At 37.1% G+C, this 22,033-nt stretch carries 23 protein-coding genes; 21 read left to right on the forward strand and 2 right to left on the reverse strand.

Annotated features, from left to right (window positions below):
- Window positions 1-27 precede the first annotated feature (27 nt).
- A complete protein-coding gene (gene clpB, locus LF887_RS02525; protein ID WP_236857250.1) occupies window positions 28-2,622 on the reverse strand; it encodes an ATP-dependent chaperone ClpB in 2,595 nt (864 codons plus the stop codon).
- Window positions 2,623-2,990: 368 nt separating this feature from the next.
- Between clpB and LF887_RS02530 the strand changes: the two genes are divergently transcribed.
- The 19 genes from LF887_RS02530 (at window position 2,991) to LF887_RS02620 (ending at window position 19,657) form a co-directional block, all read left to right on the forward strand.
- Window positions 2,991-3,566: a TetR/AcrR family transcriptional regulator gene (locus tag LF887_RS02530; RefSeq protein WP_236857251.1), complete on the forward strand. Its 576-nt coding sequence runs from the start codon at window positions 2,991-2,993 to the stop codon at window positions 3,564-3,566.
- 175 nt (window positions 3,567-3,741) lie between these two features.
- A complete protein-coding gene (locus LF887_RS02535; RefSeq protein ID WP_236857252.1) occupies window positions 3,742-5,058 on the forward strand; it encodes a phenylacetate--CoA ligase family protein in 1,317 nt (438 codons plus the stop codon).
- Complete coding sequence (locus LF887_RS02540; RefSeq protein WP_236857253.1) at window positions 5,058-6,143, forward strand: 2Fe-2S iron-sulfur cluster-binding protein; 1,086 nt, start codon at window positions 5,058-5,060, stop codon at window positions 6,141-6,143. The genes LF887_RS02535 and LF887_RS02540 overlap by 1 nt, the downstream gene beginning before the upstream one ends.
- 84 nt (window positions 6,144-6,227) lie before the next feature.
- Window positions 6,228-7,166, forward strand: coding sequence for a 1,2-phenylacetyl-CoA epoxidase subunit PaaA (gene paaA / locus LF887_RS02545; RefSeq protein ID WP_236857254.1), 939 nt, complete (start codon window positions 6,228-6,230; stop codon window positions 7,164-7,166).
- 7 nt (window positions 7,167-7,173) lie between these two features.
- A complete protein-coding gene (locus LF887_RS02550; RefSeq protein WP_236857255.1) occupies window positions 7,174-7,776 on the forward strand; it encodes a hypothetical protein in 603 nt (200 codons plus the stop codon).
- Between the two features lie 12 nt (window positions 7,777-7,788).
- A complete protein-coding gene (gene paaB, locus LF887_RS02555) occupies window positions 7,789-8,070 on the forward strand; it encodes a 1,2-phenylacetyl-CoA epoxidase subunit PaaB (RefSeq protein ID WP_034703047.1) in 282 nt (93 codons plus the stop codon).
- A gap of 106 nt (window positions 8,071-8,176) precedes the next feature.
- Window positions 8,177-8,926 carry a 1,2-phenylacetyl-CoA epoxidase subunit PaaC gene (paaC, locus tag LF887_RS02560; protein ID WP_236857256.1) on the forward strand — a complete coding sequence of 250 codons (750 nt, stop codon included), beginning with the start codon at window positions 8,177-8,179 and terminating at the stop codon, window positions 8,924-8,926.
- Between the two features lie 279 nt (window positions 8,927-9,205).
- The gene (gene paaD, locus LF887_RS02565; RefSeq protein WP_410681130.1) at window positions 9,206-9,643 is read left to right on the forward strand and encodes a 1,2-phenylacetyl-CoA epoxidase subunit PaaD; all 438 of its coding nucleotides are present in this window, start codon (window positions 9,206-9,208) and stop codon (window positions 9,641-9,643) included.
- Between the two features lie 153 nt (window positions 9,644-9,796).
- Window positions 9,797-10,597: an enoyl-CoA hydratase/isomerase family protein gene (locus tag LF887_RS02570; RefSeq protein WP_236857258.1), complete on the forward strand. Its 801-nt coding sequence runs from the start codon at window positions 9,797-9,799 to the stop codon at window positions 10,595-10,597.
- Window positions 10,598-10,680: 83 nt separating this feature from the next.
- Window positions 10,681-11,814, forward strand: a complete 1,134-nt coding sequence (locus LF887_RS02575) for a 3-hydroxyacyl-CoA dehydrogenase NAD-binding domain-containing protein (RefSeq protein WP_236857260.1) — start codon at window positions 10,681-10,683, stop codon at window positions 11,812-11,814.
- 80 nt (window positions 11,815-11,894) lie between these two features.
- Window positions 11,895-12,206 carry a hypothetical protein gene (locus LF887_RS02580; protein ID WP_236857261.1) on the forward strand — a complete coding sequence of 104 codons (312 nt, stop codon included), beginning with the start codon at window positions 11,895-11,897 and terminating at the stop codon, window positions 12,204-12,206.
- Window positions 12,207-12,211: 5 nt separating this feature from the next.
- The gene (locus LF887_RS02585; RefSeq protein WP_236857263.1) at window positions 12,212-12,625 is read left to right on the forward strand and encodes a PaaI family thioesterase; all 414 of its coding nucleotides are present in this window, start codon (window positions 12,212-12,214) and stop codon (window positions 12,623-12,625) included.
- 32 nt (window positions 12,626-12,657) lie between these two features.
- Window positions 12,658-13,347 (forward strand): DUF6624 domain-containing protein, encoded by a 690-nt coding sequence (locus LF887_RS02590; protein ID WP_236857264.1) that lies wholly within the window; start codon window positions 12,658-12,660, stop codon window positions 13,345-13,347.
- Window positions 13,348-13,399: 52 nt separating this feature from the next.
- Entirely contained in the window at window positions 13,400-14,605 is a 1,206-nt protein-coding gene (gene pcaF, locus LF887_RS02595; protein ID WP_236857266.1) for a 3-oxoadipyl-CoA thiolase, read from the forward strand.
- A 92-nt stretch (window positions 14,606-14,697) separates the two neighbouring features.
- A complete protein-coding gene (locus LF887_RS02600; protein ID WP_236857267.1) occupies window positions 14,698-15,291 on the forward strand; it encodes a transferase hexapeptide repeat family protein in 594 nt (197 codons plus the stop codon).
- A gap of 19 nt (window positions 15,292-15,310) precedes the next feature.
- Complete coding sequence (locus tag LF887_RS02605; protein ID WP_236857268.1) at window positions 15,311-16,138, forward strand: alpha/beta hydrolase; 828 nt, start codon at window positions 15,311-15,313, stop codon at window positions 16,136-16,138.
- Between the two features lie 121 nt (window positions 16,139-16,259).
- On the forward strand, window positions 16,260-18,755 hold the full coding sequence (paaZ, locus tag LF887_RS02610) for a phenylacetic acid degradation bifunctional protein PaaZ (RefSeq protein WP_236857269.1): 2,496 nt from the start codon (window positions 16,260-16,262) through the stop codon (window positions 18,753-18,755).
- 66 nt (window positions 18,756-18,821) lie between these two features.
- Window positions 18,822-19,070 carry a hypothetical protein gene (locus tag LF887_RS02615; protein ID WP_236857270.1) on the forward strand — a complete coding sequence of 83 codons (249 nt, stop codon included), beginning with the start codon at window positions 18,822-18,824 and terminating at the stop codon, window positions 19,068-19,070.
- Window positions 19,071-19,120: 50 nt separating this feature from the next.
- A complete protein-coding gene (locus LF887_RS02620) occupies window positions 19,121-19,657 on the forward strand; it encodes an SMI1/KNR4 family protein (protein WP_236857271.1) in 537 nt (178 codons plus the stop codon).
- Window positions 19,658-19,674: 17 nt separating this feature from the next.
- Here the strand turns inward: LF887_RS02620 and LF887_RS02625 are convergent, their stop codons facing one another.
- The gene (locus tag LF887_RS02625; protein WP_236857272.1) at window positions 19,675-20,367 is read right to left on the reverse strand and encodes a CPBP family intramembrane glutamic endopeptidase; all 693 of its coding nucleotides are present in this window, start codon (window positions 20,365-20,367) and stop codon (window positions 19,675-19,677) included.
- A 211-nt stretch (window positions 20,368-20,578) separates the two neighbouring features.
- On the opposite strand from LF887_RS02625, the gene LF887_RS02630 reads away from it, so the two are divergent.
- Window positions 20,579-21,346 carry a DUF4241 domain-containing protein gene (locus tag LF887_RS02630; RefSeq protein WP_236857273.1) on the forward strand — a complete coding sequence of 256 codons (768 nt, stop codon included), beginning with the start codon at window positions 20,579-20,581 and terminating at the stop codon, window positions 21,344-21,346.
- An 8-nt stretch (window positions 21,347-21,354) separates the two neighbouring features.
- Entirely contained in the window at window positions 21,355-22,029 is a 675-nt protein-coding gene (locus tag LF887_RS02635; protein WP_236857275.1) for an SMUG2 DNA glycosylase family protein, read from the forward strand.
- Window positions 22,030-22,033 lie beyond the last annotated feature (4 nt).

Genomic DNA, 22,033 nt, shown 5'->3' on the forward strand with positions numbered 1-22,033 from the left:
AAAATAATATATATGAAAAAAACTATTTTATTGCTCGGTCTCTCTGAAAACAAGACCTGTTTCTACGAAATAATCCAAAGTGATTCTGTCTCCATCATTTACATTTCCTGCAAGGATTTCTCTGGAAAGCTTATTCAACACTTCCTGTTGGATTACTCTTTTTAGAGGTCTTGCACCGAAGGCAGGATCATATCCCTTATCCATCAGATAATCCACAGCATCCTGAGTGAAAGTCATAATGATATTTCGTTTAGAAAGCATTTCATTGAAACCTCTCAACTGATATTGAACGATTTTTCCAATCTCTTTTTTCGTTAAAGGCTGGAACAATACGATCTCATCAATTCTATTCAGGAACTCCGGACGTAAAGTTTGTTTCAGAAGATCGAAGACTTCATCTTTCGTCTTATCCACAATTTCACTCTGATTTTCCTCAGTAATATTTTCAAAATTCTCCTGAATCAAATGAGAACCTAAATTTGAAGTCATGATGATAATAGAGTTTTTGAAATTAACAACACGTCCTTTATTATCAGTAAGACGGCCATCATCTAAAACCTGCAATAAGGTGTTGAAAACATCCGGATGGGCCTTTTCTATTTCATCCAAAAGAACCACAGAATATGGTCTTCTTCTTACCGCTTCAGTTAATTGTCCACCTTCATCATACCCTACATATCCAGGAGGGGCTCCTACCAGTCTTGAAACACTGTGACGTTCCTGATACTCACTCATATCAATTCTGGTCATATTATTTTCATCATCGAACAGGAACTCTGCCAATGCTTTGGCAAGCTCGGTCTTACCAACCCCTGTTGTTCCCAGAAATAGGAATGAACCGATTGGTTTTTTATCATCACTTAATCCAGCTCTGTTTCTTCTGATTGCATCAGCTACAGCCTGTATGGCCTCATCCTGTCCTACAACTCTGTGGTGAAGCTCAGATTCCAGATGTAATAATTTTTCTCTTTCAGACTGTAGTAATTTGGTTACAGGAATACCTGTCCATTTACCAATCACTTCAGAGATATTTTCTGCAGTAACCTCTTCTTTGATTAACTCATTCTGATGGTTCTGCATTTCAAGTTCAACTTTGGCAAGTTCAACTTCTTTTTCACGAAGTTTTCCATACTGGATTTCCGCTACTTTAGCATAATCTCCCGTTCTGGAAGCTCTTTCTGCTTCGTGTTTCAGAGATTCAATATCTTTTTTGATCTGGGTAAGATCTTCACTTTTCTGTTTTTCTTTCAGCCATTTGGCATTGATTTCATTTCTCTGTTCGGAAATTTTAGAAATATCCTCTTTCAAATGATCAATTTTTGTCTGGTTGCCTTCCCTTGATATGGCTGCCAATTCAATTTCCAGCTGCATCAGCTTTCTGTCTAAAACATCAAGTTCTTCCGGTTTGGAATTGATTTCCATTCTCAGTTTGGCAGATGCTTCATCAATAAGGTCAATTGCTTTATCCGGTAAGAAGCGGTCTGAAATATATCTTTGAGACATTTCCACCGCAGCAATAATTGCTTCATCTTTGATTCTTACTTTGTGGTGGGCTTCATATTTATCTTTAATACCTCGGAGTATGGAAATTGCAGATTCAGTATCCGGTTCTTCCACCATCACTTTCTGGAAACGTCTTTCTAACGCTTTATCTTTTTCAAAATACTTTTGGTACTCATTCAGGGTAGTAGCTCCGATTGCTCTGAGCTCTCCTCTTGCCAGGGCAGGTTTCAAAATGTTGGCAGCATCCATAGCTCCCTCACCACCACCGGCTCCTACCAAAGTATGGATCTCATCTATAAAGAGGATAATCTGTCCATCAGATTTGATAACCTCATTCACTACAGATTTCAAACGCTCTTCAAACTCTCCTTTGTATTTTGCTCCGGCGATCAAAGCTCCCATATCCAATGAGAATAAGGTTTTATCCATCAGGTTTTCCGGTACGTCACCATTGATAATTCTGTGAGCTATTCCCTCAGCAATCGCCGTTTTACCTACACCCGGTTCCCCGATAAGGATTGGATTATTTTTTGTTCTTCTGGAAAGGATCTGTAAAACCCTTCTGATCTCTTCATCACGCCCAATTACGGGATCCAGTTTTCCTTCAGCTGCTAACTCGTTGAAGTTTTTAGCATATTTATTTAAGGATTGATAAGTCTCTTCCGAACTTGCAGAATTAGCTTTGCTTCCTTTTCGTAATTCTTTAATAGCTCCTTCCAGCAGGCTTTTTGTAACACCCATGTCTTTTAACATTTTGGAAACTTCAGAGCTTGTTTCAAGAAGTGATAACCATAAGTGCTCAATCGTTACATATTCGTCACCCATCTTTTTAGCAATATTGGGAGCATCCAGTAAAACTTTGTTTGCAGATTGAGACAGATAAATATTTCCACCCTGTACCTTAGGAAGTTTTTCTAAACTTTCACGGTTACGCTCTCTTACTAAATTGGCGTCCGCTTCGGATTTCTTTAATAAGAAAGGGGAGATGTTCTCATCTGCCTGAAAAATTCCTTCAAGGAGATGTTGAGGTTCAATACTTTGATTTCCCAATTCCATAGCAACCTGTTGTGCTGCCTGGATGGCTTCCTGTGATTTTACGGTATATTGGTTTAAGTTCATATTGTATGTATTTTTGGTTATGATTGGTTTAAAATTTAGTTTTAAAAAACATCAAGAAACTAAATTGTGAGGCTCAGTTTCTTAATGCCATCAATTATTTAATTATTATTCGATGACTGTATCGCAAAAACTGTTCAATTATTAAATTTACAAAAAAATAGGACAAAATTTCCGAATTTGTTATTTTTAACGGAAAATTAACTTGACAAAATTTCCGATTTGATCATTATCTCTTCGAAACCTATGAACAATACGTCATATCATGAATGGTTTTTATGAAAACAAATTTGAAAATCAGAGAATATATTGAATGTCTGTGTTAAATTTCAGCTTTTTATTTTAGAATAATTACTTTTGCATTTTACCAGATGGAACTTAAAGAAAAACAAAGAAAAATATTAGACGTAGCAGTAGAACTTTTCAAAGAGAAGGGCTATATGGGAAGTTCGGTAAGAGACCTTGCTACGAAACTTAATATCAAGGCTGCTTCACTGTATGCACACATCCGTTCAAAAGAAGAAATTCTGGAATGGGTCTGTTTTGGTATTGCTCAGGAGTTTTTTGATGAGCTTCAGGAAGTAAAAAACACAGCGATTCCTCCAAAAGAAAAGCTGAATTTATTCCTTGATAAACACTTATCTGTGGTTCTTAAAAATCGTGATGTGACCCATATTTATTCCAATGAGTGGAGGCATTTGGAAGAAAGGCTTCCTGAATTTGTTGAATTAAGGAAAAACTATCAGCAGGAAGTGGAAGAACTTATTTCTGAGATCTATCAGGCAGAAAATTGGGAGCTGAGATCACCCACATTTACAACAAGATTTATTCTTCATACCCTTAACAATTCCTATTTTTGGTTCAAAAGAAGCAGTGATTCCACTGATGAAATCACCGATGAAATCAGAGAGAAAATTCTTTTCGGTTTATTAGGAAATCAGAAATAATAACCTACTGCAAAGGAAAATCATTAATACATTTTACATTATACTTTTTACAGATAAAGCCGTTCAGCTTCTATTTCGTTATTTAGAATGATTCAAAATATGATAAAAGTCATAAAAATTTTGCCAGCTAGCAAAATCTTTTTAAATTTACACCTAACAAATGTTAGTTAGTTTTATGGATTTTTCAGTTGAATATCTGGAGCTGGGTCAGTTGAGACAGCTTCAAACCGACCGGTTGATCAGCCTGATCAGCTATCTGGGAGAGAAGTCGGAATTTTATAAAAAGAAATTTGATGAATTGCAAATATCTCCAGAGGATATAAGGACGGTTGAAGATATCACGAAACTTCCGATTACTTATAAACAGGATCTGAGAGATAACTATCCTTTTGGTTTGTTCACAGTTCCGAAGAATGAACTTCAGAGAATTCATTGTTCTAGCGGAACAACCGGAAAACCAACCGTAGTAGGATATACAAAAGAAGATGTAGATCTTTTCAGTGAAGTGGTAGCAAGATCTTTAAATGCAGCAGGAGCAAGACCGGGAATGCAGCTGCACAATGCATATGGCTACGGAATTTTCACAGGAGGACTTGGTCTTCATTACGGAGCAGAAAAGCTTGGAATGAGTGTTCTTCCTATTTCAGGAGGAATGACAGCAAGACAGGTTGATCTGATTGTGGATTTTAAACCTGAAGTAATCTGCTGTTCACCATCCTATGCCTTGACAATTGCTGACGAGTTTGCCAGGAGAGGAATTTCAGCGGATGAAATCAGTCTTAAATATGCTGTATTGGGATCAGAACCTTGGACAGAAATTATAAGAGGCCATATTGAAGAGAGATTGGGAGTTCATGCTACTAATATTTATGGGTTGAGCGAAATTATCGGGCCGGGAGTTTCAATGGAGGATTTCGAAGAAAAAGGAGGTGCCTATATCTGGGAAGACCACTTTTATCCTGAAATTTTAGATCCGATTACCAAGCAGCCGGTACCATTTGGAGAAGAAGGAGTCCTGGTGATTACCACTTTGACAAAAAAAGCAATGCCGCTTTTACGATATTGGACAAATGATATCACAAGTCTTTACTACGACGAAAATGCCAAGAGAACAATGGTGAAAATGAAGCCAATTGTGGGAAGAGCAGATGATATGCTGATCGTAAGAGGTGTAAATGTTTACCCAAGCCAGATAGAAGATGCTTTTTCTTATGTAAAAGGGGTGGTTCCCAATTACTATCTGACACCCATCGAAAAAGAACATATGTGTGTAGCCTTGGATATTGATATAGAAATTGATGATGAATTTTTAAAGGTTCAAAAAATAGGCGCCAATACCGATGATTATTTTAATTTTGTCGGAAGCTTTGGAAAAAGTATAGAAAACGAAATAAAAAAACGGGTAGGCATCACTACAACAGTGAAAGTTCATGCCCAGGACAGTTTGCCAAAGTGCGAAGGTGGAAAAATTAATAGAATACTAAAAAAATAATGAATTCATTTTATAAACTTAAAACGGTTAAAGTTCAGAAAGATACACCGGATGCTGTAAATGTAGCGGTGGAAATTCCTGAAGAACTGAAAGATAAGTTCAGATTCAAACAGGGGCAATATCTTAATTTCCGAATGATGATTGACGGAAATGAAGAGAGACGTTCTTACTCGATCTGTAATGCTCCAAGTGAAAAAAGCAATACACTTGAAGTACTGGTAAAGCTATTGGAAAACGGAAGAGTATCAGGATATTTCAATGAGCATCTTCATATGGATGAAATGCTGGAAGTAATGCCTCCGATGGGCGGTTTCAATACCTCTTATCACCCAACCAACACGAAAACGTATGTAGGTTTGGCAGCAGGAAGCGGAATTTCTCCTGTTTTATCCAATATTAAAGAAAGTCTTTATCAGGAACCTAACAGTAATGCTTATCTGTTTTACAGCAACAGAAGCATGCAACATATTTTAAGAAAAGCTGAAATTGATAAGCTGGTGCAGCATTTCAACGGAAGGCTTAAAGTTATTTACCTGGTAAGCCGTGAAAAGCATGAAGATCCTGTTTTTGAAGGAAGAATCTCTGCTGAAAAATTGGAACAGTTATTTGAAAGATATACAGAGATTGATGTAAAAGATTCCACGTATTTCATCTGCGGTCCTGCAGAAATGATTAAAGGAATTGCCGATTATCTGAAAAAAGATAAAAAAGTACCTGCTATCCAGGTTCTATTTGAATACTTCACCGCTCCTGACGAAGAAAATACGGCGGAAATGAGTGATGAGTTTAAGGCGATTGCCAATTTAGAAAGTATGGTAACGGTAATTATCGATGACGATGAATATTCGTTTCACCTGAATTCTAAAAAAGAAAGTATCTTAGATAAAGCATTGAAAGACCAGCTTCCCGTTCCTTTCGCTTGTAAAGGAGGTGTTTGCTGTACGTGTAAAGCACAGGTTTTAGAAGGAGAGGTTTTCATGGAGAAAAATTTTGCGCTTACCGAAGATGAAGTAGCCAGAGGTTACGTTCTTACCTGTCAATGTCACCCGACAACGAATGTGGTGATGCTTAATTATGATGTTTAATATTTTGTAAAATGTAAAATGTACAAAGTATATCAAAATATATTGTACACCCCACATTTACTTTAATACAAAAAAACAAAAGAAATGGACTTAGAAAAATTTGTTCAATATGTTCACGAAGAAAATAAAGTAGAACCAAAAGATGTAATGCCGGATGATTACAGAAAACTATTGGTTCGTCAGATTTCACAGCACGCCCATTCTGAAATTGTAGGAATGCTGCCGGAAGCGAACTGGATTTCCAGAGCGCCTTCATTGAGAAGAAAAATGGCCCTTTTGGCAAAAGTTCAGGATGAGGCCGGTCATGGTTTATATCTTTACTCTGCCACTGAAACTTTAGGAGACGGAAGTATCCGGGCAGACAGAGACGCTACTTATGATGATATGCTGGAAGGAAAAGCAAAATACTCAAGTATTTTCAACTACCCTACATTAAGCTGGGCAGATATCGGCGCCATCGGTTGGTTGGTAGACGGTGCTGCGATTATGAACCAGGTAATGCTGATGGGGAATTCTTACGGTCCTTATTCAAGAGCGATGGTGAAGATCTGTAAAGAAGAGTCTTTCCACCAAAGACAGGGATATGAGATCTTAATGGCACTTTGCCGGGGTACCAAACAACAGAAAGAAATGGCTCAGGCTTCATTAAACCGTTTCTGGTGGCCAGCTTTGATGATGTTTGGACCTAATGATGACAGCTCACCCAACTCTAAAATCTCTATGAATTACAGAGTAAAAAGAGAAAGTAACGACAGTCTTCGTCAGAGATTTATCGACGTTACCGTTTCTCAGGCTGAATTCTTAGGATTAACGATTCCGGATAAAGACCTGAAATGGAATGAGGAAAGACAACATTACGACTTCGGAGAACTTCCATGGGGTGAATTCATGGAAATCTTAAAAGGAAACGGACCTTGCAACAAGAAACGTATCGAAACGAAGAGAAAAGCGCAGAGAGAAAACTCTTGGGTAAAAGAGGCGGCAGCAGCTTTTGCAGAGAAACAAAACGAAAAGGTAAACTAAGAAATTAGTGAGAATTTTACTTCAAATTTTATTTTTTGTTTTTGTTTCGATGATGAAAGGACAGGACGCAGATAAGCTTGCTGGTATTCCTTTCAATATAGAAAATGAGAAAGAGATAAGAATTTATCAAGGACCCGGGATTGCAAATGGAGGAAAAATTTTTAGAATTTATCTGAGAAAAGATGAAAATTGGAGTGCTGAACTGATACAATGGTTTTTACCATCTTATACAGGTAAGGATGAATTTATAACTATTCCGCCTAGAGTAATCCAATTAAAATCCAAAGATAATCTGGAGAAAGCTTTTATTACTTTTGAAGCAATGAATATCGGCTATCTTCCTAAAGAAGACCTTTTCAAATATAAAATGTCCCGTTCAAAGGCTGTATATGACAATGATGAAAAAGAATATGTATTATCTACAAGGGAATATATAATTACAGACGGGATAGATTTTTTAGTAAAATACAAGTCAAATAATAAAGAGAATGAATTTCATTATTCTAATCCTGAAAGCTATTTAAAAGATACTCCAGGAATTGATGAATATGAAAGTTTCATGAAAGTTTTAAAATACATTGAAGCTAATTTCAATATTAAGTTAGATTAAAAAATTAAAATAATGAGTCAATTAGATATGTGGGAAGTGTTTATTCAGACTAAACCGGGATTATCCCACAAACACGTTGGAATTGTACAGGCACCAACAGCAGAAATGGCTTTGCAGAACGCAAGAGACGTTTATACAAGAAGAAAAGAAGGAACTTCTGTTTGGGTAGTTCCAAGTAAATATATTGTGACTTCGGAAGGAATTGACAAAGAAGCTTTCTTTGATCCGGCTGATGATAAACTATATCGTCACCCGACTTTCTATGATATTCCTAATGATGTGAAAAATATGTAATAAGAATAAGACTTTAAGATAATAGACCAATAGATAAAAGACTTTAAGGTTTACTCATTTGTTATCTATCCGTCTATCATCTATTGATCTTCAAATCTATTAAACAATGAATCCATTATATAATTATTTATTAAAACTAGCAGACGACAGTTTCATTATGGGACAGCGTCTGTCTGCATGGTGCGGTGAAGGTCCTTACCTAGAGGAAGATATTGCTTTGACAAACATTGCTTTGGATGAACTGGGCCAGGCCAATAACTTTTACGTTTTTGCTTCAAGAGTCGCAGATAACGGTAAAAGTGAAGATGATATCGCATTTTTGAGATATGAACACGAATATGTCAATGCACATTGGGTAGAACTTCCCAATGAAGATTATGCACAGACGATTCTTAAAGTGTATGTATTGTCTGTATATCAGAAACTGATGTATGAAGCATTATCAAACTCTGTTAATGAAGAACTTTCTGCAATTGCTCAGAAGTCTTTAAAAGAAGTGAGATATCACCATACTCATGCTGCATCCTGGATGAAAATTTTTACTCAGGGAACAGAAGAAAGTAAATTACGTTTGGCAAACGCTATCGAAAATATCTGGGAATATACAAAAGGGTTATTCGCAAAAACAGAGGGTGAAGATGATTTGGTTGCTCTGAATATTGCTCCAGATGCAGATGCTCTTTATCAGGATTTTCTTGCTGTTACCCAAAAAGATTTTCAGGAATTTGGATTAGAATATCCAACTAATCCTTTCATGCAGCCAAAATCTAGAACTGGATATCATACAGAATATTTTGGATTTATTCTTTGCGAGCTTCAGTACATGCAGAGAGCATATCCGGGTTGTACGTGGTAAGAAGCTTCAGTTTGAAGAAGAAATATTTTTAAATACTGATGATTGTGCTGATTATTTTAATTCCAATATTTTACTTTGGGATCATCAATACTCAAGTCAGTTTAAAGTATGAAATCAATAATCCTGGAGATTGCATTTCACACATCACCAACTGGGATTTATGTCAGGATATAAAACAGAATAGGATTTTGATTATTGCAGATCTTTTTTAATTGCTGTTTTATTAATATTTAGAAGAAAAATGATAAGAGGTTGAAAAATCCTTTAGAGATATTAGAAATGGTCCCCGATCCGGAAATTCCTGTGATCAACATTGTGGAACTGGGTATTGTAAGAGAGGCAAAAGTTACCAGCGAGAATTCTTGTGAAGTAACGATTACGCCAACTTATTCTGCCTGTCCTGCTATGTTCACTATTGAGGAAGACATCATAAAGATTATGAAAGAAAACGGATGGGATGCAAAAGTAGTAACCAAGATGTTCCCAATTTGGACAACAGACTGGATAACTGATGAAGCGAGAGAAAAACTCCGTGTTTACGGAATTACACCACCAGAAAAAGGGGCTGACGAACATCACATCGGTAAACCGAAAAAATGTCCGCGCTGTGGCTCTGAGCACACCAAACAGATCAGCAGATTCGGGTCTACCTTGTGTAAGGCTTCGTATCAGTGCCTGGACTGTCTGGAACCCTTCGATTATTTTAAATGTCATTGATGAGGTCACGTAACAATAGGTCAGTTGACCAATAAAGATCAGGGGCTATGCAAAACATAACGATGCTATTGCCAGATTGTTAAATTGTTAGACTGTTACATTAATTTATATTGTTAAATTAGTACATTGTTAAATAATAAATTAATAAAAACTATGTATACACAACTCGATATTGAAACGCATTTTGACGGTAAGCTCAAAATCGCCTATCTTAATCAGCCGGAAACGATGAATGCCCTTACGAAGCCGGCTTTAGCAGATCTGAAAGATTTTGTTAAAGAATGCAGTGAGGACGAAACCGTAAGATGTGTTGCCATCTCCGGAAGAGGAAGAGCTTTTTGTTCCGGTCAGAATCTGGATGAAGCTTTTGTGGTAGGAAAAGAGCATCACGATCGTGATATCATCAGAAAAATTGTAGTAGATTACTACAATCCTCTAGTGACGGAGATTACCCGTTGCAGAAAACCGGTTATTGCCTTAGTTAATGGTCCTGCAGTAGGAGCTGGCGCAATGCTTGCACTAATCAGTGACTTTGTACTGGCAAACGAGAAGGCATACTTTGCTCAGGCATTTTCAAATATCGGTCTGATTCCTGATACAGGAGGGACTTATTTTTTACCGAAACTTTTAGGTAGGCAGTTGGCCAACTATCTGGCTTTTACAGGAAAAAGGCTTTCTGCTGAAGAATCTAAATCTTACGGTCTTGTTGCAGAAGTTTTCACTGAAGAAGAATTTGTACCGAAGTCAATGGAGATTCTTGAAAGAATGGCAAACATGCCGACAGCAGCTCTTAAGCTGACGAAAAAAGCTTTCGCACATTCTTATACCAATACATTGAAAGAACAGCTTGAGTTGGAAGGTGACCTACAACAGGAAGCTGCAGAAACAGAAGACTTCAAGGAAGGAGTGAATGCCTTTCTACAGAAAAGAAAACCTAATTATAAAGGAAAATAAAGAATCTGTACAATGTAGAAAGTAAAATGTACAACGTACAGTCAAAATACTTTTTTACATTGTACATTTTACATTGTACAAAAATGAAAAATATTGGAATTATCGGTGCCGGAACGATGGGGATCGGCATTGCACAAGTAGCCGCAACGAACGGATGCAAAGTTTGGGTGTATGACGCCAACGCAAAACAAGTAGAAACGGCAACCATAGGTTTAGAAAAAACATTAACCAAATTGGTTGATAAACAAAAAATTTCGGCAGAGAAAATGACTGAAATTTTAGCTAATATTTCCATTGCTACAGAATTAAAGGATTTAAAAGATTCTGAGCTGGTAATCGAAGCGATTATTGAAAACAAAGATATCAAAACCAAAGTGTTTACAGAACTTGAAACCTATGTTTCAGAAAGCTGTATTATCAGTTCCAATACTTCATCCATTTCTATCACCTCTCTTGGTGCAGAACTAAAAAAACCGGAGCGTTTCATCGGAATTCACTTTTTCAATCCGGCTCCGCTGATGCCTTTAGTGGAAGTTATTCCTTCTTTATTAACAGAAGAAACATTAGCAGAAAAAATATACATCCTCATGAAAGACTGGGGGAAAACTCCTGTGATCGCAAAAGATATCCCGGGATTCATTGTCAACAGAATTGCAAGACCCTATTACGGGGAAGGACTTAGAATTCTTGAAGAAAACATGGCTACAGCGGAGCAGGTAGATGATGCAATGAAAACTCTTGGAAACTTCAAAATGGGACCTTTCGAATTGATGGATCTTATTGGGGTCGATGTGAACTTTGCTGTGACAACAACGGTTTACAAAGATTATTTCTACGATCCGAAATACAAACCCTCTCTTCTTCAGCAAAGAATGTCTGAAGCTAAACTTCACGGTAGAAAAACCGGAAAAGGTTTCTACAATTATTCTGAAGGGGCTGAAAAACCTGTTGCTATAAAAGATGATGCCCTTTATCAGCAAATATTTTTAAGAATCATTTCTATGCTGATCAACGAAGCAGTTGAAGCAAAAAGATTAGGCATCGCTAACGACGAAGACCTTGAACTGGCAATGCAGAAAGGCGTAAACTATCCGAAAGGATTATTAAGCTGGGGAAAAGAAATAGGGTATGCAAAAATCTCCGAAACCCTGCAGAATCTTTACGAAGAATATCAGGAAGAAAGATACAGACAGAGTCCTTTACTTCGCAAACTATAAAAAAAATATATGTATCAGTTTGTCAATATAATATCTCATTGGCAAGCCAATATAATGGTAGTTCTTACATTAAAGAAAGAATGAATATAGAAGAATTCAGGGCCGAATTGGAAGTAAGACTTCTGATTGAGAAACAATATTTAACTCAGGAAGCTTCTTCCATTGAAGATGACCAGGAAAGGCTTGAACTGTTGGGACAGTTTAATGAAAAATACCGAATGCTGATTAAGAGATTAGCCAGTGAAAGCGGTATTGATTTAGATGCTCCTTATGAAAACAGCACTGAAAATTCAGAAACAGCACTTTCATACGAACAGGTAATCTTTGGAAAAACCATGAGCGTTTATGATAGATTATCAGATGAATTGTATGAAGAAATAACAAACGTATAATAGAAATGAATCCAAGACAGGTAGCAGATTATATGTTCAATCAGGATTATTTTTCCCAGTGGATGAATATTAAAATGATTGAAGTAAAAGAAAATTATTGTTTAATAGAAATGCCGGTCAGGAGAGAAATGCTGAACGGGCTGAAGACGGTTCACGGTGGTGTTACATTTGCTTTCGCAGATTCTGCGCTGGCATTTTCTTCCAACAATACCGGAGATGCAGCAGTAGCATTGAACTGCATTATCAATTTTACCAAAGCCGGAAGAGAAGGAGATATTTTCAGAGCTGAAAGTATTTTGGTAAATGATACCAGAAAAACAGCAGTCTACGATATTAAAATTACTAATCAAGACCATGATCTTGTTGCCAAATTTGTAGGAACGGTCTATAAAATTGGTAAGAAAGTAACAGAATTATAAATAACTAAATAATCATAAGCCAATTAACCGGAATGAGAAAAATATTTATACTGTTTTTTGGAATGTCCATGCTCTTTATAAGTGCGCAGCAGAATGCAGATCTGAAAAAAGAATTGGACCAAATCATGGAAGTGGATCAGGGCTACAGAAAGCTCTATACTTCCGACACAACGCCGGAGAAAAGAAATGAGATACTGAAAAATTTAAATATTGATCAGGAAGAATTTAAAAAGAGAGGCTGGGAAATGGTTGCTGAACATGACAGTCTGAATATCAAGACTATCGAACGCATTATTTCTCAATATGGCTATCCGGGGAAAACACTTGTTGGAGAACCCACCAATCAGGCTGCATGGTATGTAATCCAGCATTCAACCAAAATTGGAAAATATCTGCCACTCATTAAGGAAGCTGGAAAAAAGAAAGAAATTCCCTTCACATGGGTTGCCATGATGGAAGACAGATATCTGATGAACGAAAACCAAGAACAGATCTATGGAACCCAAGGAAGAGGGGAAATGACAAAAGATAAAAACGGAAAAGAAGTCTTTGTGAATTTTGTATGGCCGGTCAAAGATCTTCAAAATGTCAATAAAAGAAGAAAAGAAGCAGGATTTGATTCCACCTTTGAAGAAAACGTAAAAAAGATGTTCGGGCCGGATTTCAAATATGAACCCTATACTTTAAAACAGGTTTTAGAATTAAGAAATAAAAACAAATAAATAAAAAAGGCAATGGGTAATTTTCAGATGATCTCATTATCAAATTTACATTATGAATAACGTATACATCATAGACTATGTCAGAACTCCCATCTCAAAACTACAGGGAGGATTATCAGAAGTAAGAGCCGATGATTTGGCGGCTATTGTTATCAAAGAAGTGGTAGCAAGAAATCCTGAAGTTCCTGTTGAAGAAATTGAAGATGTTATTTTCGGATGTGCCAACCAGGCAGGTGAAGATAACAGAAACGTAGCACGAATGGGACTTCTACTGGCGGGTCTTCCTTATAAAATTGGAGGGGAGACGGTCAACAGACTTTGTGCTTCAGGAATGTCTGCTGTAGCAAATGCATTCCGTTCCATTGCAGCAGGAGAGGGCGAAATTTACATTGCCGGTGGAGTAGAACACATGACGCGTTCTCCTTACGTAATGTCAAAACCAAGCGCAGCTTTCGGAAGAGACAGTCAGATGTATGATACCACTTTCGGATGGCGTTTTGTTAACCCAAAGATGAAGGAAATGTATGGCGTAGACGGAATGGGAGAAACGGCCGAAAACCTTGCAGATATGCATCAGATCAATAGAGAAGATCAGGATAAATTTGCACTTTGGTCTCAGCAGAAAGCTACAAAAGCTCAGGAAAGCGGAAGACTGGCAGAAGAAATTGTGAAAGTTGAGATTCCGCAAAGAAAAGGAGATCCGATCGTTTTTGAAAAAGATGAATTTATTAAGCCAACTTCATCCATGGAGGGATTAGGAAAACTTCGTCCTGCTTTCAGAAAAGAAGGAACTGTAACCGCTGGAAATGCCTCAGGAATGAACGACGGAGCTGCCGCTTTAATTTTAGCAAGCGAAGAAGCCGTGAAAAAATATGGTTTAAAACCAAAAGCTAAGATCCTGGGATCTTCCGTAGCAGGAGTAGAACCAAGAATCATGGGAATAGGACCGGTAGAGGCCACTCAGAAACTACTGAAAAGACTGAATCTTTCCCTTGAAGATATGGATGTAATTGAGTTGAATGAAGCATTTGCAGCACAGGCTTTGGCCGTGACAAGAAGCTTAGGCTTAAAAGATGACGATGCAAGAATAAACCCGAATGGAGGAGCTATTGCAATTGGTCACCCACTGGGGGTTTCAGGGGCAAGAATTATAGGTTCTGCAGCTATGGAACTTCAGAAACAAGATAAAAAATATGCATTGTGTACCCTTTGTATCGGTGTCGGACAAGGATATGCAATGGTTATTGAAAAAATATAATAAAATTTTTAAAAGATAAAAAAATCAGGTGCCAGATATTGGATCAAAGAAATATCTGGAATCTGATGTTTGATATCTAAGATCTAATTAATATGAATATCTACTCATACCACGGAATCCGTCCCATTATAAAACCTTCTGCTTATATTCATCCACAGGCAGTAATCATAGGAAATGTGGAAATCGGTGAAGAAGTGTATATCGGTCCCAATGCAGTTATTCGTGGAGACTGGGGGAAAATTATCATTAAAGATGGCGCGAATGTTCAGGAGAACTGTACCCTTCATGTTTTTCCAAATATAGAAACCATATTGGAAGAATCTGCACATATAGGTCATGGAGCCATCATTCATTCCGGGCATATCGGAAAGAATTGTTTGATCGGAATGAATTCTGTGGTTATGGACAAAGCTTATATCGGTGATGAAAGCATTGTTGGTGCATTGGCTTTTGTCCCTGCCAATTTCAGATGCGAACCCAGAAAATTAATTGTGGGAAGCCCTGCAAAAATCATCCGTGATGTTTCTGATGAAATGATCCGTTGGAAGACAGAAGGGACAAAGTTGTATCAGGAGCTTGCAAGAGAAGGTAAAGAAGCTATTCTGCCTTGTGAGCCGTTTACCGAATATATTCAGCAGACCCCTACGAAAGTTGTAGATTACAGCATCTGGGATGATGTAAAATAATGACCATTCAAAATTAAATATGATAAAAAAAATAGCTATTGTATGTAGCTTTTTACTTGCTGTGACAGGTACAGTATCAGCGCAGACTGCAATAACGAAACCGTTGACTATTGGAGAAGTGAGGACGATTAAGTCCAAAATGTTAAATGAAGACAGAACGTTGAACATTTATCTTCCACAGGGATTTGACAAAACAAAATCATATCCTGTAATCTATCTTTTGGATGGAAGTATGAATGAAGACTTCATTCATGTTGCAGGATTAGTACAGTTCTTTAATCAGATGTATTCCATGCCGGAAACCATTGTGGTGGGAGTTGCTAATGTAGACAGAAAAAGAGATTTTACTTTTCATACGGATCTGAAAGATCTTCAGAAAGACTATCCTACGACAGGACATTCTGATAAATTCATTTCTTTTCTTGAAAAAGAACTGAAGCCATATATAGAAGGTCAGTTTAAAACTACAGATAAATATTTGTTCGGGCAATCTCTTGGAGGGCTTCTGGCAACAGAAATTCTTTTGAAGAAACCTGAAATGTTTAATAATTATTTTATCATCAGTCCAAGCTTATGGTGGGATGATGAAAGTCTTTTAAAACAGGCCGGGGCATTACTTTCAAAATCTCCGGACACTAAAAAGTTTGTTTATGTCTCTGTAGGAAAAGGAGAACATCCGGTAATGGTAAAAGATGCAGAAGCATTTTTTGATGTTTTAAAAAAAGCCGGAAAGAAAAACTGGACATTAGAATATAAAATGATGGAAACAGATAACCATGCAACCATTCTTCATAGAAGTTTGTATGAAGGATTGGTGAAAATGTTTCCCTATCAGGAGCCAAAATAATTAATAGATTGTAACAATATACCAATGTAAAAATGTAATGATCACTTATCATTCTCAGGAAATCGAAGAATCTCAGTATAGGTAAACAGTTAGATTGATACATTGCTAAATTAAATATTTTATGGAAAAATTAAAAAACTATATCTACGGTGAATGGGTAGAAGGTACCGGAAACGGAGTTCCTTTATACAACGCTGTTACAGGAGAACAGGTAGCTGTTTCCGATACAGAAGGGCTGAATTTTGAACACGCTCTTGACTATGGTAGAACAGTGGGCTACAAAAATCTTTCTTCAATGACTTTCTATGACCGTGGTGAGATGTTGAAAAAAGTGGCGCTTTACCTATTGGAAAGAAAGAAAAAATATTACGACTTATCATATAAAACAGGAGCTACACACGTTGATTCATGGGTGGATATCGAAGGAGGTTTCGGTACTTTCTTCACCTATTCCGGATTGGCAAAAAGAATGCTTCCTAATACCCCGTTTTGGGTAGACGGAGATACACAGAAAATTTCTGCTAACGGAACTTTTCTGGGAACGCACATTCTGACACCAAGTGAAGGGGTTTCTGTTCAGATCAATGCTTACAACTTTCCGGTATGGGGAATGTTGGAAAAACTATCCACCTCATTATTGGCGGGAGTACCTTCCATTGTAAAGCCTTCTCCTTTCGGGTCTTATCTTACGAACGCGGTGTTCCAGGATATGATAGAAAGTGGAGTATTACCTGAAGGAGCCGTTCAGTTAGTATGCGGAGAGCCTGGAAATATTTTAGATTATATTAAAGATGGAGACTCTGTATTATTTACAGGTTCTGCCCACACAGGAAGAAAATTAAAATCACTTCCATCCATTGCCGGAAATGCAGTTCGTTTTAACATGGAAGCAGACTCATTGAACTGTTCTATCCTTGGCCTGGAAGCAAAACCGGGAACTCCTGAGTTTGACTTATTCATCAAAGAAGTTCGTAACGAAATGACAACGAAAGCCGGGCAGAAGTGTACTGCGATCAGAAGAATTATCGTTCCCGAACACTTAATTGGTGATGTACAGAATGCTTTATCTAAGGCTTTGGATCAAACCAAAATCGGAAACCCATTAAGCAGAGAAACCAAAATGGGATCTTTGGTGGGGCGACAGCAGTATGAAGAAGTCTTAAGAAAAGTAGACATTTTAAAAACAGAAACAGAACTTGTTTACGACGGAAAACATGAACTGGTAGATGCAAGCTATGAAAATGGAGCATTTATGAGTCCTAAACTATTCCTGAATGACAGGCCTTTCGAAAAAAATATCTCTCACGATGTAGAAGCCTTTGGACCGGTATCTACACTGATGCCTTATAAAGATGCTGAAGAAGCAGCTGCATTGGCAAAAAGAGGAAAAGGAAGTTTAGTAGGATCTATCATCTCTCATGACGAGAACTTTATCGCTGAAACTTCGTGGAAAATGGCTTCCCAACACGGAAGGATCTTTGTACTGAACAGAGATAACGCCAAAGAAAGCACTGGTCACGGTTCACCACTTCCTACATTAATGCATGGAGGGCCTGGTAGAGCAGGAGGAGGTGAAGAAATGGGAGGATTAAGCGGTCTTCATTTCTTCTTACAGAAAACAGCTATTCAGGGATCTCCTGATGTACTGAAGGCGATCACTAAAATTTATCAGCAGGGAGCACAGAAAAAATTCTCAGACAAACACCCTTTCCAGAAATATTTTGAAGAAGTTGAGGTAGGAGACTCTTTAGAAACAGCAGGTAGAACCGTTACCGATGCAGATATCGTTAACTTTTCCAATGTGTCATGGGATCACTTCTATGCACACACCGATGCAACAAGCTTGACAGGAACTATCTTCGATAAAACTGTTGCCCATGGATATTTTATCCTTTCAGCAGCAGCAGGATTATTCGTTTCCGGTAAAAAAGGACCTGTAATTGCGAACTACGGATTAGAAGAATGTAGCTTCTTTAAACCTGTCTACGCCGGTGATACCATCACTGTTTATTTAACAGCCAAAGAAAAAATCAACAGAGGGGTAAAAGGAAGAAATATTCCTTCCGGTGTTGTAAAATGGCTTGTTGAGGTGATCAACCAGAGAGATGAGGTAGTTTGTGTGGCTACAATTTTAACATTAGTGGCAAAACAATCCCCCTTCATCGATCTTAATGTGAAAAATGTTCAAAAGATGTTAAACGGTTTGACAGAAAATACTCCGGCACAATGGGGTAAAATGTCTCCGCAACAGATGATCGAGCATTTGGAGCAGGCTTTATTGGTAAGTGTCGGGGAACCTGAAGCAGATCAATGTTTCACTCCTGAAGAACATCTTGAAAAATGGCAGGATTCTCTGTATAACCACAGAACGATGCCGAAAGAATTTACCGCTCCGTTTTTACCAAAAGATGGATCACTTCCGGAAGCTGTACACAAAAATCTGGATGCCGCAAAAACTTCTTTCATGGATAACCTGAAGAAATTTGTGATCTACTACAAAGAAAATCCACAGGCAGAACACATGAATTATGTATTCGGAAAACTGAATAAAGAAATGTGGGAACTGATGCACAGAAAGCACTTCACTCATCATTTCCAACAGTTTGGATTAATTTAATTCAAAATAAAATATAAATTTATAGTCCCTTTCAGTTTAACTGTAAGGGACTTTTTAGTCATCCTTGTGAAGTATTGGAAATTCATAATTTTTTATCATGAAATCTTTAAAAATCTACTTTGTCTTCCGTATTTTTTTTCTCTTCAGGAAATCCCAAACCTGACAAAGAAAGCTGTTGTAGGTACTTCCGATAAAATAATAGCAGAAGAAAAACACTCTACAGATAAGTTCAAAGTTCTCGAAGAAAAACCATTCAAAGGAAATGATGAAGACTTTTATCGTACTTTTAGAAACTACAAACCTTTAGAATATTAACTTTGCACAAGTAAGGACTGAATAGTTCTTGTTTTAATCAACAAAATATTATGGAATTAAACTTTTTCAAAAACTTTGACTTTACAGACTTCTGGAATGAAAGCAGCTATTCGCAAAGAGATTATATTGAAGAATTTCCCGATGATGAAATGATTGCTTCCGTGGAAGAAGAACTGGGCTATAAACTTCCCGCATCCTATATTGAACTGATGAGAATTCAAAATGGAGGGTTGGTAGATAAAGACTGTTTTCCAACAACAGAACCCACTTCCTGGGCAGACGGCCATATTGCGATCACAGGAATTATGGGGATCGGTAGAAGTAAAACAAATTCTGTCTGTGGAGAACTTGGAAGCAAGTTTATGATGGAAGAATGGGGATATCCAAACGATGGTGTTTATATTTGTGATTGCCCGTCAGCAGGACATGATATGATCTTACTCGACTATTCTACATGTGGAAAAGAGGGAGAGCCTGAAGTGGTACATGTAGATCAGGAAGATGATTATAAAAAAACCTTTCTTGCCAAAGATTTCGAAACCTTTATTAAAGGTTTGAAAACCGAGGATGATTTTGATGACCAATAATATAAAAGCAGTATTCTTTACTGAATGGCTGTTTTTTTCTTTTGTAAGAAACGGAAATACCAGTAAACAAAAAAGGGTAATGCAAATATTTGAAATAAAAAGACAAACAGAGACAGGATACCTTCAAGATGATTTTCATTAAGCTTAGATAGAAGCTGCTTCCCAAGAGGTCCGTTGGAGAAAATTATAATAGTAAAGAGATTCCAGCCGATATGGAGACCTATTGGGAGATAAAGGGATTGGGTTTTGGCAAAAGCATAAGCCAGCATCCATCCAAAAATACCTGTCATCACAAAAATAATTCCCATCTGAAATGGATTTCCAAATGCATTATAGGAAAACCAGTGATAAATTCCAAAACAGACTGCAGAAAGAATGCAGGCTTTATGGTTTCCCCATTTGTTAATGATGATATAAAGTAAAGCTCCTCTGAAAAGAAGTTCTTCAAATAGTACAGATTTAAGGACCCACCACAAACTTTTTAATGCTTCCGGTAAAGTAAACTGTTTATTAAAAATCCAGTTGTTGGCAATAAAAGCCGTTGTCATGAGATGATAAAGACTACAGACTAAGGCAGCTAATAAAAATCCTATACCTAACTGTGCTGTTCTGATCTTGGTAGGTTTAAGACCCAGAACAGAGAGATTCTTTTTGGAAATAAACCAAAGCAGGAGCCATGAAATGATAAGCTCAACTATAATTCCAATCATTTATTAATTTTTTTAATGAATTGATATTCTGAAATTAGCGGCTGCATTAATCTTTTTCATTGAACACGAATTTACAAAAAAAACAAATGGAAATCAGAAGTTAGGATTGTAACAGTAATTTGCATCTTCTTTTCCAATTTAATTGACAAAAGAATTTGATAATTCCTCAATGAAACACTACCTTTAAAATTCAATCATAAAATTTAAAATAATGAACGAAAGCTGGATGAAACAATGGGAGGAAGTGAAAAATATTATGGTTTGTCCTACAGACCTGGAAACCTATTTTACTTCTGATGAAATTCTGGGAAAGAAATTAGAGACTATGGAAATCGGAGAAGTTTCTCTTCCTTCCGGTAAAATAGTAGTAAGAGATCCGCTGGTGGCTCTCAATGCCAATCAATCACCTTACTTTATTCAGGCTCCGAAAGGAAATTTCCCTGTAACGGTTGCGGTGGTAAAATCTGAAGATTGGGGAGACCGATATGCTGTTGTAAAAGTTGAATTTACCAAGGAAAAACCTGTGGTGTACAGAGAAGCCTTAGTAGGAATTGAAGACTTAGAAGACGTAGCCGAAGACGATTATTTTGGTTTCGGGGTGGATGCCGGTTTAGGTTGTATTACAGATAAGGAAGTGTTGCCTTTTGTAGATCAATTTGTAGATGAAATAAATGTCGATAATATGTATGACGATTATTTCGCCGACCTTTTTGCACAAAGTTATAAAGCTAACCCTAACAATCAGAGAGAAGCAGGAGATTGGATCAATTGGACGATTCCTGGTACTGATTATCAGATTCCTATGTTTGCAAGTGGTTTTGGTGATGGTACTTATCCAGTTTACTTTGCTTATGATGCACAAGAAAAAATATGTGGTCTTTATATTCAATTTATTGATATTGAATTAGCACTATCAGAAGATGATGACGACGAAGATGAGGTTTCTGATCAGCCGGATAACTTCGTCTTTTTAAAATAATTTTTTCAATGAATAAAACCGTCATTGAGTTCAATGAAAACCTTAGCTATACCGGAGAACTTCCTGAAGGCTTTGAAGTTCTGAACCCTTATCTGGATAATCCGGAAACAATGGAAGTGATGCAAAAGTTTTATCATAAATATTATAATGATTCCTGCAAAAGAAGATTTATAATAGGTATCAATCCCAGCCGCCATGGAGCAGGGGTTACAGGAGTGCCATTCACCGATACGAAACGGCTTGAAAGCATTTGTGGAATAAAAATGAAATCTGCTTACACCCACGAAGTTTCTTCAGTTTTTATGTATGATATGATTGAAGACTATGGCGGAGCAGATCTTTTTTACAAGGATATTTATATCAATTCTCCATTTCCGCTGGCTATCGTTAGAAAAACAAAAAATGGATGGGTCAATGCCAATTACTACGATGATAAATTACTTTTTGAGGCGGTCAAAGACTTTATGATTCAATCTCTGAAGAAGCATATCAGCCTAAATCTGGATACCTCGGAAGTTTTTGTTCTAGGTAAAAAGAATGCAGAATTTATTTCAAAATTAAATAAAGAAGCCCAACTCTTTGATGCCATGACCGTTCTGGAGCATCCCCGATATATTCAGCAATATAAGACCAAAGAAAAGCAACTGTATATAGACAAATATATTTTGGCTCTGAAAAAATAAAATA

Source organism: Chryseobacterium sp. MEBOG06 (assembly GCF_021869765.1).
Classification (GTDB): Bacteria; Bacteroidota; Bacteroidia; order Flavobacteriales; family Weeksellaceae; genus Chryseobacterium.